This is a genomic window from Achromobacter sp. Marseille-Q0513 (assembly GCF_018195695.1).
GTDB lineage: Bacteria > Pseudomonadota > Gammaproteobacteria > Burkholderiales > Burkholderiaceae_B > Achromobacter.
This window is the reverse complement of the sequence record NZ_JAGTJY010000161.1, coordinates 1394-14649: the sequence shown is the minus strand read 5'-3', so window position 1 is coordinate 14649 and position 13256 is coordinate 1394. Positions and strand designations below refer to the sequence as shown.

Here is a 13256-nt window from a genome sequence, read left to right as displayed (position 1 = left end):
TAAGTGATCAGCACGCTGCGGTCGGGCGTGACCAGGCCGCGCTGGATGGCGCGTCCGCCTTCCATCAGCTCGGCCGCCACCACCAGGTCCACGTCGCCCGGCGTGGGCATCAGCGCCAGCGCGGGCGCGCGGCCGGCGCGCTCGACGTCGGCCTCGGGCAGCAGTTCCAGGTAATAGATGGTGGCGCCGGTGCGCTGGGCCACGCCCGGCACCGAGGTGGTCTGCGCCCACCAGCCGGCATGCTCGGCCATGTCGACGATCCAGTCGGCGAGCACGCCGCCGCCCTGGCCGCCCATGGCCAGGACGGCGATCTTGATCGGCGAGGCGGCGCGCACGCCGGCGGAAGTGTTGATGCTGCTGTCCATGTCCGAGCCTCAGAGTGCGAGTTGCGCCAGGCGCGCCGCGCGGCGGCGCTGCAGGAAACCGATCACCGCCCCGCGCACGCGGGCCAGGAACTTGTCGCCGCCGGTGGGGTTGTGGACGATGTCGGCGCGATAGAACGAGGGGCACAGCACGGCGGCATGGGCCACTTCGCCGCAGTTGCCGCAGCCCACGCAGCTGCTTTCCACGTGGGCGACCGGGTCTTCCTTGAGCGGATCGCCGCTGTCCTTGACGGTCAGCGAGGGGCAGCCGGACAGCCGGATACAGGCGTGGTCGCCGGTGCAGACGTCGGGGTCGACGCCGAAGCGTTCCTTGACCGCGCGCTTGCCTTCCTTGACTGCCTTGTTGAACAGCGGCTTGATGCGGCGCTGCTTGTTCAGCATGCACTCGGACTGCGCGATGATGACCTTGGGGCCCTTGACGTCGGTGGTGAGCGCTTCCTCGATGGTGGCGCGCACCTTGGCCACGTCGTAGGTGCGGTCCAGCGTGCGCACCCATTGCACGCCCACGCCGCGCACGGCGCGGTCGATGGGGTTGTTGGTGGAGCGGTCGGGGTTCTCGGCGCGCGAGGACAGGATGTCCTGGCCGCCGGTGGCCGACGCGTAGTAGTTGTCGACGATGACGATGACGCCGTCGTACTTGTTGAACACGGCATTGCCGATGCCCGAGGACAGGCCGTTGTGCCAGAAGCCGCCGTCGCCCATGATGGAGATCGGGCGTTTGGCCGCCGGCACGTTGAAGGCCGCCGCGCTGGACGCGCCCAGGCCGTAGCCCATGGTGGTGGCACCCAGGTTGAAGGGCGGCAGGATCGAGAACAGGTGGCAGCCGATGTCGCAGGAAATATGGTGCTGGCCCAGCGTTTCCTGCGCCAGCGTCAGCGCCGAGAAGATCGGGCGCTCGGGGCAGCCGGTACAGAAGCCGGCCGGGCGCGGCGGCACCACCGCCGCCAGTCCCTCGACATGCTTGTGGAAGGTGATGGGCTGCTCGACGGGCCTGGCGGGCCGGGCGCGCGCGATCTCGACGATCTCGGGCTGGACGGCGCTGGCAGCGGCTGCGTCGGCGGCCACGGCCGGATGCGTCTGCAGCGATTCGGGCCGGTTGCGGCGCAGGAATTCGCGCAGGCCTTCGCGCATGACCTGGGTGGTGTACTCGCCGGCCATCGGCAGCACGTCCTTGCCCGACAGCTGCGTGGCGATGCCGGCCTTGCGCAGCACCGCGTGCAGGTTCTGCTCGATGTAGTCGGGCTGGCCTTCCTCCAGCAGCAGCACGGCGCGCTTGTCGCGGCAGAAGTCGATGACCTCGTCCTCGATGACGGGGTAGGTCACGTTCATGACGTACAGCGGGATGCGGCTGTTGCCGAAGTGGTCGGCCAGGCCCAGCAACTGCAGCGCGCGGATGACGCCGTTGTACAGGCCGCCCTGCAGGATCAGGCCGATGTCGGACTGGTCGCCGTCGAAGTGCTCGTTGAGCTTGTGTTCCTTGATATAGCGGATGGCGGCGGGCCAGCGGTCCTTGATCTTTTCCTGCTCGTGCAGGAAGGACGCGGGCGGCAGCACGATGCGGCTGGTGTCGCGCGCCGGGCTTTCCAGCGCCTGCGCCAGGCTGAAGGCGGGGCGCTTGTTTTCCTTGGCGATGAAGCGGCCGTGCACGTGGCAGCCGCGGATGCGCAGCTGCAGCATCACCGGCGTCTTGCTGGCCTCGGACAGCGAAAAGCCGTCTTCCACCGCCTTGACCATGCTTTCAAGATTGGGGCGCGGGTCCAGCAGCCAGATCTGCGATTTCATGGCGAACGCGTGCGAGCGTTCCTGCATGATGGACGAGCCTTCGCCGTAGTCCTCGCCGACGATCACCAGCGCGCCGCCGGTGACGCCGCCGGATGCCAGGTTGGCAAGCGCGTCCGAGGCGACGTTGGTGCCGACCGTGGATTTCCAGGTGACCGCGCCACGGATCGGATACATGACCGAGGCCGCCAGCGTGGCGGCGGCGGTGGCTTCCGAGGCGCTGGCCTCGAAGTGCACGCCGAGTTCCTGCAGGATCTCGTTGGCGTCGGCCAGCACGTCCATCAGGTGCGAAATGGGCGAACCCTGGTAGCCGGCCACATAGCCCACGCCGGACTGCAGCAGGGCCTTGGTGACCGCGAGGATGCCTTCGCCGCGGAACTCTTCGCCCGCGCCGATGCGCAATTGCTGGACTTCTTTTTTGAAGGACCTTTCAGCCATCTCGAACCCCTAGTCGCGGACCGCTGCGCGGGTCCTTGCGCCTTGCTGCTCCGCAACATCGAATGGTCGCGGATCCATGCTCTAAAAAATACTTTAGAAGTCAACTTTTTAGCTGTCAACAAAAAAGATGAAATTTCATGGAATCAAAAAAATATCACGCTAAAACAAGGGTGTATATACTGGCTATCCTTTAGGTCATGACCCGCCAATCGGCCCCGGCATAGTGCAAAAACGGGTTGCGATTCCGGGTATACCCTGTGCTGCGCAACAGCATTGCGGCACATCATGGCGCGGCCGCGCATCGCCGTGGTGCAATGCGCCTTCCGATGGTCCGCGGCAAGCTTGCGGGACGGGCATGACAATCTCGAACAACCGGGCGCGGGAGCGTACAGACATGGCGTGGCAGAAGCAGAAGAGCATCCAGGCCGGCGCCGGCGGCGGGCGTTTCGTCGACGGCTATCTGGCCTATCTGCTGGCGCAGGCCAGCCAGCGCATTTCCGCCGAGTTCCATCTGCAGGTGCGCGCTGCCGGCCTGTCGGTCACGGAATGGCGGGTGCTGGCCAGCCTGGAAGGCAGCGCCGGCGAGACCATCGGCACGCTGGCCGTGCTGGCCATCACCAAGCAGCCCACGCTGAGCAAGGTGGTGCAGCGCATGGAGGCCGAGGGCCTGGTCGAGCGCACCGGCGTGCGCGCCGACCGGCGCCAGACGCGCGTGTGCATCACCACCAAGGGCCGCAACCTGATCGCGGGTCTGTGCGAGCAGGCCCTGCAGCACCAGAAGGCCGTGCTGGCGCCGTTCGGCGAAGAGCGGGCGGCGCTGCTGATAGAGATGCTGGAAGTGTTGATGACCGAGCACGTGCCGCTGGAGATGGCGACGGCCGAAGAGGGCGAGGATTGAGCGTTCCGACGCCGGCCGAGTTCCGCTTTCCGGGAATGTCGCGCGTCGCGTTTTCGATCGAACGCTGTTCGCTTCGATTATTTTGTTACGAGCATATGCGTCCCCGTTTTGAGGCGCTCTCTGAAAACCGCCTCCGGTACGCATAAACCCTGAATTGACGCGGGTTCCGGCGCTAGGCAATATCGCGCCGGTATTTTCAGACTACAGTCAGGAGTTGAATCTATGCGCCGCACTTTGATTGCTATCGCGATCGCCGCCGCCGTGGCCCTGCCCTCGATCGGGCAAGCCAAGACCTTCCGCTGGGCTGCCCAGGGCGACATCCTTACCTTCGACCCGCATTCGCAGAACGAAGGCATGACCATCGCCGCCAACAGCTATGTGTACGAACCGCTGGTGGACTACGACAAGTCCTTCAAGGTGGTGCCGCGCCTGGCCACGGAATGGGAGCAGGTCTCGCCCACGCTGTACCGCTTCAAGCTGCGTCCCGGCGTCAAGTTCCACGACGGCGCGGCCTTCACCGCCGAGGACGCGGTGTTCTCGATCCACCGCGCCATGGCGCCGACCTCGAACTACAAGGCCTACACGACCGGCATCAAGGAAGCGCGCAAGATCGACGACCTGACCATCGAGGTCGAGACGTCGGCGCCGAACCCCGTGCTGCTGCGCCAGCTGACCAACGTGTTCATCATGAACAAGGCCTGGGCGGAAAAGCACAACATCGCCAAGCCGCAGGACTACGTCAACAAGGAAGAGACCTACGGCGCCCGCAACACCAACGGCACCGGTCCTTACAAGCTCAAGACGCGCGAAGTCGACGTGCGCACCGTGTTTGAAGAGAACAAGGACTGGTGGAACAAGGCCGGCAAGGTCGGCAACGTGACCGAGGTGGTGTTCACCCCGATCAAGCAGAACGCCACCCGCACCGCGGCCCTGCTGTCCGGCGAGATCGACTTCGTGCTGGACCCGGCCGCCCAGGACCTGGACCGCCTGCGCCAGTCGGCCAAGGTGGTCGAGGGCAACGAATACCGCACCATCTACCTGGGCCTGGACCAGAAGCGTCCCGAGCTGCAGTACTCGAACATCAAGGGCAAGAACCCGTTCCAGGACATCCGCGTGCGCGAGGCGCTGTACCGCGCCATCGACGTGGACGCCATCAAGCGCGCCGTGATGCGCGGCCTGTCGGCGCCCACCGGCACCATGATCGCGCCGCAGGTGCACGGCTGGGCCGAATCGGTCCACAAGCGCGTGCCCTACGATCCCGAGAAGTCGCGCGCCCTGCTGAAGGAAGCCGGCTATGACGGCACGCTGAACTTCACGCTGGACTGCCCGAACAACCGCTACATCAACGACGAGGCGATCTGTCAGGCGGTGGTGGGCATGTGGGCCAAGGTCGGCGTGAAGGCCACGCTGAACGCGATGCCGCGCTCGACCTACTTCCCCAAGGTGCAGTCGTTCGACACCAGCGCCTATCTGTTCGGCTGGGGCGTGCCGACCTTCGACGCCATGTACACGCTGCAGAACCTGATCCGCACCAAGGGCGAGGGCGCGGACGGCATGTACAACCTGGGCAACTACAGCAACAAGGAGCTTGACGCCGTCATCGACAGCATCAAGACCCAGACCGACGCCGCCAAGCGCGACGCCGACATCATCAAGGTGCTGGAAGGCCACGCCAAGGACTTCGGTCACATCCCCCTGCACGACCAGGTCATTCCCTGGGCCATGCGCAAGAACGTCACCGTCATCCATCGCGCCGACAACCGTCTGGTCGCCGATTGGGTCAAGGTCGACTGATCCAGGCCAACCCGCAGGCGGCGCGCTGAGGCGCGCCGCCTGCCTGCCTATTTCCGCCTATGTTTGCTTTCATACTCCGCCGCCTGCTGCAGGCTGTGGCGGTGATGCTCACCGTCGCGTTGCTGGCATTCGTGCTATTTCAATACGTCGGCGACCCCGTCACCATCATGCTGGGCCAGGACGCCACCGATGCCGAGCGCATCGAGCTGCGTGAGCGCCTGGGCCTGAACGAGCCCGCCGTCGTCCAGTTCGGCCACTTCGTCGCCAATGCCGCGCAGGGCAATTTCGGCATATCCCTGCGCCAGAGCGAGCCCGTCTCGACCTTGCTCAAGTCGCGCCTGCCGGCCACGCTGGAACTGTCGCTGGTCGCGGCGGTGCTGGCGCTGGTGGTCGGCGTGCCGCTGGGCGTGTATACCGCGCTCAAGCGCAACAGCATGCTGTCGCAGCTGCTGCTGGCCGGCTCGTTGCTGGGCGTGTCATTGCCCACTTTCCTCATCGGCATCCTGCTGATCCTGGTGTTCTCGGTGCAGCTGGGCTGGCTGCCCAGCTACGGACGCGGCGAGACCGTCAGCCTGGGCTGGTGGTCGTCGGGCCTGTTCACGGCCGATGGCTGGAAGCACCTGATCCTGCCGTCGATCACGCTGTCGCTGTTCCAGATGACGCTGGTGCTGCGCCTGGTGCGCTCGGAAATGCTGGAAGTGCTGCGCTCGGACTACATCAAGTTCGCCCGCGCGCGCGGGCTCAAGCGCCGCGCCATCCACTTCGGCCACGCGCTCAAGAACACGATGGTGCCCGTCATCACCATCACCGGCCTGCAGCTGGGCGGCATCATCGCCTTCGCCATCGTCACGGAAACCGTGTTCCAGTGGCCGGGCATGGGCCTGCTGTTCATCCAGGCCGTGCAATTCGCCGACGTGCCGGTCATGGCCGCCTATCTGTGCCTGATCGCGCTGGTCTTCGTGGTGATCAACCTGATCGTCGATCTTCTGTATTTCGTCGTGGACCCGCGCCTGCGCGCCGGGATGACCCGCGGCGGGGGGGCTCACTGATGCGCGCCGTACTCAAACGCTGGTGGGACAGCGACCTGGCCTGGGCCTGGCGCCGCGCCCCGGTCGCCATCGCCGCCACCATCCTGCTGGCGCTGCTGCTGATCGGTTCCTTTGGCGCCGGCTGGGTGGCGCCGCACAATCCCTTCGACCTGACCAAGGTGGAACTGCTGGACGCGCTGCTGCCGCCGGCTTGGCAGGCCAATGGCCAGCCGACCTACCTGCTGGGCACCGACAGCCAGGGCCGCGACCTGTACTCGGCCATTCTGTACGGCACGCGGGTGTCCTTGCTGATCGGCCTGGCCGCGGTGGCGCTGTCGATGGCCATCGGCATCGTGCTGGGCCTGGTCTCGGGCTACGCGGGCGGGCGCATCGATGCCTTCATCATGCGCGTGGCCGATGTGCAGCTGTCGTTCCCGGCCATCCTGATCGCGCTGCTGATCGACGGCGTGGCGCGCGCCGCGGTGCCGCGCGAGCTGCACGAGGTGATCGCCTTCCCGGTGCTGGTCGGCGCGATCGCGCTTGCCGGCTGGCCGCAGTACGCCCGCACGGTGCGCGGCTCCACCCTGGTGGAGAAGAACCGCGAATACGTGCAGGCCGCGCGCGTGATCGGCGTGGCCTCGCCCGTCATCATGTTCCGCCACGTGCTGCCCAATGTGCTGGGTCCGGTGCTGGTGCTGGCCACGGTGCACCTGGCCACGGCCATCATCACCGAGGCGACGCTGTCGTTCCTGGGCGTGGGCGTGCCGCCGACATCGCCGTCGCTGGGCACGCTGATCCGCATCGGCAACGATTTCCTGTTCTCCGGCGAATGGTGGATCGTCATCTTCCCCGGACTGGCGCTGGTGCTGTTGGTGCTGTCGGTCAACCTCCTGGGTGACTGGCTGCGCGACGCGCTCAACCCCCGCCTGAATTGAGGTTTTTCCATGAGCGCATTACTTGAAGTCCGCAACCTGCGCGTGGAGTTCCCCACGCGCCGCGGCACGCTGCGCGCGCTGGACGACGTGTCCTTCTCGATCGAGGCGGGCGAAGTCCTGGGCGTGGTCGGCGAATCCGGCGCCGGCAAGTCGCTGACCGGCGCGGCCATCATCGGCCTGCTGGAGCCGCCGGGGCGCGTGGCCGCCGGTGAAATCCTGCTGGGCGGCCGCCGCATCGACAACCTGCCCGACGAGCAGATGCGCCGCGTGCGCGGCCGCGAGATCGGCGCCGTGTTCCAGGATCCGCTGACCTCGCTGAATCCGCTGTACACGGTGGGCCGGCAGCTGGCCGAGACCATCGTCACGCACCTGGACCTGAGCTGGTCGCAGGCGCGCACGCGCGCGGTCGAGCTGCTGGCGGCCACCGGCATCCCGGCGGCGCGCGAGCGCATCGACCACTATCCGCACCAGTTCTCCGGCGGCATGCGCCAGCGCGTGGTGATCGCGCTGGCCCTGGCCGCCGAGCCGCGCCTGGTGGTAGCCGACGAGCCCACCACCGCGCTGGACGTGTCGATCCAGGCGCAGATCATCGAATTGCTCAAGCGCCTGTGCCGCGAGCAAGGCACGGCCGTCATGCTGATCACCCACGACATGGGCGTGATCGCCGAGACCGCCGACCGCGTCGCGGTGATGTACGCCGGCCGCGTGGCCGAGATCGGCCCGGTGGCCGACGTGATCCACAAGCCGCGCCATCCCTACACGGCCGGCCTGATGGGTTCGATCCCGGCGCTGGATAGCCACGCCCAGCGGCTGGTGCAGATCGACGGCAGCATGCCGCGCCTGAACGCCATTCCGACGGGCTGTGCGTTCAATCCGCGCTGCGGCCAGAAGCTGCCGCGCTGCACGCAGGATCGTCCTGAATTGATGGCGGCGGGCACTTCCCGCGCCGCCTGTTGGCTTCATGAAGAGAAGGTGGCGGCATGAGCGGCACTCCCCCGTTGGTAGAAGTCCGGGACGCGGCCCGCTGGTTCGACGTGTCGCCGCCGTGGCTGGAGCGCAAGCTGTCCGGCAAGCCCAAGGTCATGCTGCGCGCCGTCGACGGCGTGTCCTTCGATATCGCGCGCGGCGAGACGCTGGCGCTGGTGGGCGAATCGGGCTGCGGCAAATCCACCGTGGCGCGCATGCTGGTCGGGCTGTACGGCCTGACGCGCGGCGACATCCGCTTCGACGGCCAGCCCCTGTCCGGCATGGCCGAATCCGGCGGCCGGGCCATGCGCAAGCGCCTGCAGATGATCTTCCAGGATCCGTATGCCAGCCTGAATCCGCGCTGGCGCGTGGGCCGCATCATCGCCGAGCCCATGCTGACCCACACCACCATGACGCCGGCCGAGCGCACGGAGCGCGTGGGCCAGCTGCTCAAGCAGGTGGGGCTGGATCCGGCCGACCAGGGCCGCTATCCGCACCAGTTCTCGGGCGGCCAGCGCCAGCGCATCTCGATCGCGCGCGCGCTGGCGGTCAATCCGGAGTTCCTGGTCTGCGACGAGCCGACCTCGGCGCTGGACGTGTCGGTGCAGGCGCAGGTGCTGAACCTGATGAAGGATCTGCAGCGCGAGCTGGGCCTGACCTATCTGTTCATTTCGCACAACCTGGCGGTGGTGCATCACGTGGCCGATCGCGTCGGCGTGATGTACCTGGGCCGCATGGTGGAAGTCGCGCCGCGCGACGAGCTGTTCGCGCGGCCGCGCCATCCATACACGCGCATGCTGCTGGAGGCGATTCCCGACATCAATGGCGCCGGCAAGCCGCGCACGGCGGTGGCGGGCGAGGTGCCCAATCCGCTGAACCCGCCGTCGGGCTGCACCTTCCATCCGCGCTGTCCGCATGCCAACGAACGCTGCAAGACCGAGGCGCCGCAGGCGCTCGCGGCCGGGCCGGCGGTGGTGGCCTGCCATGCGGTGCAGGAAGGGCGGATCACGGTGTGATCCGTGGGCTCCGGCCGTACACGGCCGGGGCCGCCGCGCATCCGCCTCCAGGATCCGATGGCGTTCAGCCCGCCTCGCGGCGCTTGGGCTCGAACATCTCGCAGGTCTGGATGATGGAATGGCAGATGTCGTCCACCGTGACACGGTTGGACATGGCCTGGGTGCGCAGCATCTCGTAGGCGTCGTTCTCGCCGATGCCGTGCATGCGCATGAGGATGGCCTTGGCCTGCGCCAGGTGCCGGGTGCCCGCCAGCTTCTGTTCCAGCTTGGCGATGCGGTCGGCCTGCTGCCGCTGGCGCTTGGCGTGCTGCAGGGCGCAGACGATGGTCGCCAGCAGGCCGGTGGCCCGTATCGGCGTGGTCAGGACGGCGTCGGCGCCCATCTTCAGGGCCTGGTCGATGAAACTGGGGCTTTCGTAGCCGATCACCGAGATCAGGGGCGGCGACGCCGGTCCCTGCCACGCGTCCTGCGGTTCGCGCGCGTCCAGCAGCAAGGCCCGGAACACCAGGTCGACCTTGTCCGGCAATTCGTCCGGCGGTGGCCAGAAGGCCTGGACCTGGAAGCCCATGCGCATCAGATGGCCGGTCAGCGTCGCGCCGTCGGCATCGTCGGGATGCAGCACCACCACCCGCAGGCCGCGGTTGAGGATCCAGCTTGTCAGGCTGCGCTGGACGCCGTCAGGCCGTGGATTCACCGTCATCCCCTTGTGGAGAACTTGGTGACCCAGTCCCCCCGTTTCTGCATCGCCATGTACGGGTCCGGCGGCACGGCCTGGGCGGACTGGCGCACGATGCGGAACTGGCCGTCCGCGCCGGCGCGGCCGATGCGGGAATACAGCGACATGTGGTGGTTGGTCGGGTCGAGCCGGATGCGTCCCTGCGGCGCGGAGAACTCGGCGCCGTACAGATGCGGGGTGATGACCTCGTAGTCGTCCGTGCCGGCCAGCGCCAGCGCGCGGGCATACATGTGCACCTGGTAGTAGGCCGCCTCCCAGTTCATGTCGGTGGGGCATTCCGCGCCGTGGCGCTGCGCATGCAGCCGCAGGGCGGCGTGGTTCTCCGGCGTGTCCACCGACTGGAAATAGGGCGCCGAGGTGTAGTGGCCCGCGGCCGCATCCGCGCCCATCATCCGGATTTCGGTTTCCGAGGTGTTCAGGCTGCCGATCGGCATCCTGTCCGGATCGAGGCCGGCCTCGCGGTAGGCGCGGTACAGATAGGGGATGGTCTTGCCGATCACCGTGGAGAAGATGAAGTCGGGCTGCTTCTTGATGATGTCGGCCACCACGTCCTGGAACTGGGCAGGATCGGCGGTCAGGTCCAGGTAGCGTTCCCCCAGCACCGCGCCCTCGGGGCGCTGCAGCAGCAGCTCCTGCATGGTGCGATTGCATTCGTAGGGGTAGACGTAGCGGGAGCCGACCATGTAGACGCGCGCGCCATAGACCTCGCTCATGAAGTCCGCGAGCTGCACGCCGTTCTGGTTCGGCGAGGCGCCGCTATAGACGATGTTCTCGGAGAACTCGAAACCCTCGTACTGCTGGCAGTAGATCAGCAGCCGGTTGTGTTTCTCGACCACGGGCAGCATGGCCTTGCGGCTGCTGGACGTGTAGCCGCCGAATATCACGTTGACGCCGTCCTCCACCAGCAGCTTTTCGGCCAGCTTGCGAAAGCGCGCGGGGTCCGATTCCGGGTCGTAGTGAATCGCCGACAGCTCGCGGCCATTGACGCCGCCGCGTGCGTTGATTTCGGCCAGCGCCTGCTGCGCGCCGCGCCATTGCGACATTTCCAGTTCGGCCGTGGCCCCCCGCTGGGAGGCCAGCAGGCCGATCTTGAACGGTGCGGAACCTGTCATGGATGTGGACGGAAGAGGGTGGGGAGGATTATTTGAGATAGTGCTTGGAGATCATCGCCCCTACGGTGTACTTCGGATCGACGAAGTTGCCCAGCCGGACTTTTCCGCATTGGCTCAAGAGCATGTAGGCGTCCCATTGGTCGAAGCCATAGTCGGCCGCCATCCAGCGCACCAGCTCGCGATAGGCTATGCGGGTGGCATCCTCCAGCGGCCGCGCGCTGCCGATGCTCATCACGGCGTCGGCGTTCTCCAGGCGCGGCCAGTCGATCTTCCATTGCTTGATCAGGTCCACGCGGATGGTGGTGGTGCTGGCGTACTCGACGGCCGTGCCGCAGACCTCGCCGTCGCCCTGGCAGGCATGGGCGTCGCCGATGAACAGGCGGCCGCCGGGAGAGCGCACCGGCAGGTAGGTGATGCTGCCCGGACCCATGTCGGGCACGTCCATGTTGCCGCCATGGTTGTCCGGCGTGAGCGCATTGATCGAATCGATTTCCGGCGACACGCTCAGGGTGCCGATGTGCGGTCGGTAGGGCAGGGTATGGCGCCGGCTCCAGTAGACGTTTTCTTCGTCGATCTTGATCTTGCGGACGATCTCCGGCAGCGGTTCGTTCAGCAGCGCGGTGTAGTCGGTGCCGGTCAGCGCGCCGAAGTTCGGGATCAGGCAGCAGAAGCCGTGCGGATCGGCGCCGCGCGGCGACATCTTCTCGATGTGCACCGCGATCACATCGCCCTTTTCGGCGCCCTCGACGATGATGGGGCCGTTCTGGGGATTCAGGTACGGCATGGTCAGCAGTTCCGACGGCTTGTCGGATTCTTCCTTGATCTTGCCTTCGAAGGCATCGCGCGTTTCCACCACCACGCGGTCGCCCGGCTGCACGTGCAGCACCGGCGCGGAGTAGGGGCCGATCGTGTAGTGATAGGACGATTGCAGCGCCTCGGTCAGGTGATGCACCCGAGGCTCGCGCCGGGCGCCCACGCCGCGCGTCATCATGATCGAGTCTTGCAGCCACTGCGACTTCATTGCGGTTCTCCCTTTGCTGTCTCACTCACAGCGCCAGCTGGCGGCGCATCAGTTCCATGTCCGCGATCTGTTCGCGGTCCAGTTCGTTCACGATCCGGCCTTTGTCCATCACGGCGCAGCGGTCGGCCGCCTGCTGCACCATGCCGATGTCCTGCTCGACCAGCAGCACGCCGATGCCGGTGCTCGCGGCAATGCGGGCGAGCGTCCGCGCGATCAGGTCGACGATCGATGGCTGTACCCCTTCGGACGGTTCATCCAGCAGCAGCAGGCGCGGCGACGAGGCCAGCGCGCGGGCGATGGCCAGCTGCTGCTGTTCCCCGCCGCTCATGGTGCCGGCGCGCTGGCCCAGCCGCGCGCGCAGCACCGGGAAGTAATCGAGCACGGCTTCCAGGGCCGACGGCGCGGCGGCGGGCGCCGCGCTCATGCCGACCAGCAGGTTCTCGCGCACGGTCAGGGCGGTGAAGATCTCGCGGCCCTGCGGCACGTAGCCGATGCCGGCGCGCGCGCGGGCATCCGGCGGCAGCGCCGACAAGGGCGAGCCGTTGAGCAGGATGTCTCCGGCCGTCGCCGGCAGCAGGCCGATCAGGGCGCGCATCAGCGTGGTCTTGCCGACGCCGTTGCGGCCGATCAAGGCCATCACCTTGCCGGGTTCCAGCGTCAGCGACAGCCGGTCGAGCACGATGCCGCCGCCATAGCCGCAAGTCAGGCCGCGCACCTCGAGCAGGGCGGTCATGGCCGTCTCCCCAGGTAGATATCGGCCACGTCGTCGCGCGCCAGCACCTCGTTCGCGGGGCCTTGCGCGAACAGCCTGCCGCCGTGCAGGACAGTGACTTCCGAGGCGATCTGCTTGACGAAGGTCATGTCGTGTTCAACCACCATCAGCGTCAGGCCATCGTCGCGCAGCCGCAGCAGCAGCTCGCCGGTGTCGCGGGTTTCGTCGACCGACATGCCGGCCACGGGTTCGTCCAGCAACAGCAGCCTGGGCTTGAGCGATACCGCCATGGCGATCTCCAGCCATTGCTTCTTGCCGTGCGACAGCGCGCCGGCCTGCTTGTCCGCTTCCGCCTCCAGCATGAACTGGCGCAGCAGCCTGTCCTGCGAGCCGGCCGCGCCGTCGCCGGCGCAATGCAGGCTCAGGCGCAGATGCTCG

General features: G+C 67.1%; 12 protein-coding genes and 1 pseudogene. 6 read left to right on the top strand and 7 right to left on the bottom strand.

Going from position 1 to position 13256, the window contains the following annotated elements:
- A pseudogene (locus tag KDH83_RS24250) lies at positions 1-365 on the bottom strand (2-oxoacid:acceptor oxidoreductase family protein); the annotation flags it as partial.
- Positions 366-374: 9 nt separating this feature from the next.
- Positions 375-2600, bottom strand: coding sequence for an indolepyruvate ferredoxin oxidoreductase subunit alpha (locus KDH83_RS24245; RefSeq protein WP_212320574.1), 2226 nt, complete (start codon positions 2598-2600; stop codon positions 375-377).
- A gap of 394 nt (positions 2601-2994) precedes the next feature.
- Between KDH83_RS24245 and KDH83_RS24240 the strand changes: the two genes are divergently transcribed.
- The 6 genes from KDH83_RS24240 (at position 2995) to KDH83_RS24215 (ending at position 9237) form a co-directional block, all read left to right on the top strand.
- Positions 2995-3498, top strand: a complete 504-nt coding sequence (locus KDH83_RS24240; protein WP_212320573.1) for a MarR family winged helix-turn-helix transcriptional regulator — start codon at positions 2995-2997, stop codon at positions 3496-3498.
- Positions 3499-3720: 222 nt separating this feature from the next.
- On the top strand, positions 3721-5292 hold the full coding sequence (locus KDH83_RS24235) for an ABC transporter substrate-binding protein (protein WP_212320572.1): 1572 nt from the start codon (positions 3721-3723) through the stop codon (positions 5290-5292).
- 59 nt (positions 5293-5351) lie between these two features.
- Positions 5352-6341: an ABC transporter permease gene (locus KDH83_RS24230; protein WP_212320571.1), complete on the top strand. Its 990-nt coding sequence runs from the start codon at positions 5352-5354 to the stop codon at positions 6339-6341.
- Complete coding sequence (locus KDH83_RS24225) at positions 6341-7255, top strand: ABC transporter permease (protein WP_212320570.1); 915 nt, start codon at positions 6341-6343, stop codon at positions 7253-7255. The genes KDH83_RS24230 and KDH83_RS24225 overlap by 1 nt, the downstream gene beginning before the upstream one ends.
- A 9-nt stretch (positions 7256-7264) precedes the next feature.
- Complete coding sequence (locus KDH83_RS24220) at positions 7265-8239, top strand: ABC transporter ATP-binding protein (RefSeq protein ID WP_103272650.1); 975 nt, start codon at positions 7265-7267, stop codon at positions 8237-8239.
- Positions 8236-9237, top strand: coding sequence for a dipeptide ABC transporter ATP-binding protein (locus KDH83_RS24215; protein WP_212320569.1), 1002 nt, complete (start codon positions 8236-8238; stop codon positions 9235-9237). The genes KDH83_RS24220 and KDH83_RS24215 overlap by 4 nt, the downstream gene beginning before the upstream one ends.
- 64 nt (positions 9238-9301) lie before the next feature.
- Here KDH83_RS24215 and KDH83_RS24210 read toward each other — a convergent pair whose 3' ends face one another.
- The 5 genes from KDH83_RS24210 to KDH83_RS32680 form a co-directional block, all read right to left on the bottom strand.
- Positions 9302-9931, bottom strand: coding sequence for an ANTAR domain-containing protein (locus KDH83_RS24210; RefSeq protein ID WP_212320568.1), 630 nt, complete (start codon positions 9929-9931; stop codon positions 9302-9304).
- 2 nt (positions 9932-9933) lie between these two features.
- Positions 9934-11085 (bottom strand): transporter substrate-binding domain-containing protein, encoded by a 1152-nt coding sequence (locus KDH83_RS24205; protein ID WP_212320567.1) that lies wholly within the window; start codon positions 11083-11085, stop codon positions 9934-9936.
- Between the two features lie 28 nt (positions 11086-11113).
- On the bottom strand, positions 11114-12106 hold the full coding sequence (locus KDH83_RS24200) for an acetamidase/formamidase family protein (protein WP_212320566.1): 993 nt from the start codon (positions 12104-12106) through the stop codon (positions 11114-11116).
- A gap of 25 nt (positions 12107-12131) precedes the next feature.
- A complete protein-coding gene (locus KDH83_RS24195; RefSeq protein WP_212320565.1) occupies positions 12132-12839 on the bottom strand; it encodes an ATP-binding cassette domain-containing protein in 708 nt (235 codons plus the stop codon).
- Positions 12836-13256, bottom strand: a 421-nt coding sequence (locus KDH83_RS32680; protein ID WP_249205316.1) for an ATP-binding cassette domain-containing protein, incomplete at its 5' end; no start/stop codon positions are given. The genes KDH83_RS32680 and KDH83_RS24195, both read right to left, overlap by 4 nt.

Bases quoted from the DNA above. Each gene is read 5' to 3' on its own strand.
- KDH83_RS24205 (WP_212320567.1), bottom strand. From the start codon at position 11,085: ATGACAGGTTCCGCACCGTTCAAGATCGGCCTGCTGGCCTCCCAGCGG.
- KDH83_RS24230 (WP_212320571.1), top strand. From the start codon at position 5,352: ATGTTTGCTTTCATACTCCGCCGCCTGCTGCAGGCTGTGGCGGTGATG.
- KDH83_RS24225 (WP_212320570.1), top strand. From the start codon at position 6,341: ATGCGCGCCGTACTCAAACGCTGGTGGGACAGCGACCTGGCCTGGGCC.
- KDH83_RS24220 (WP_103272650.1), top strand. From the start codon at position 7,265: ATGAGCGCATTACTTGAAGTCCGCAACCTGCGCGTGGAGTTCCCCACG.
- KDH83_RS24195 (WP_212320565.1), bottom strand. From the start codon at position 12,839: ATGACCGCCCTGCTCGAGGTGCGCGGCCTGACTTGCGGCTATGGCGGC.
- KDH83_RS24215 (WP_212320569.1), top strand. From the start codon at position 8,236: ATGAGCGGCACTCCCCCGTTGGTAGAAGTCCGGGACGCGGCCCGCTGG.
- KDH83_RS24240 (WP_212320573.1), top strand. From the start codon at position 2,995: ATGGCGTGGCAGAAGCAGAAGAGCATCCAGGCCGGCGCCGGCGGCGGG.
- KDH83_RS24200 (WP_212320566.1), bottom strand. From the start codon at position 12,106: ATGAAGTCGCAGTGGCTGCAAGACTCGATCATGATGACGCGCGGCGTG.
- KDH83_RS24235 (WP_212320572.1), top strand. From the start codon at position 3,721: ATGCGCCGCACTTTGATTGCTATCGCGATCGCCGCCGCCGTGGCCCTG.
- KDH83_RS24245 (WP_212320574.1), bottom strand. From the start codon at position 2,600: ATGGCTGAAAGGTCCTTCAAAAAAGAAGTCCAGCAATTGCGCATCGGC.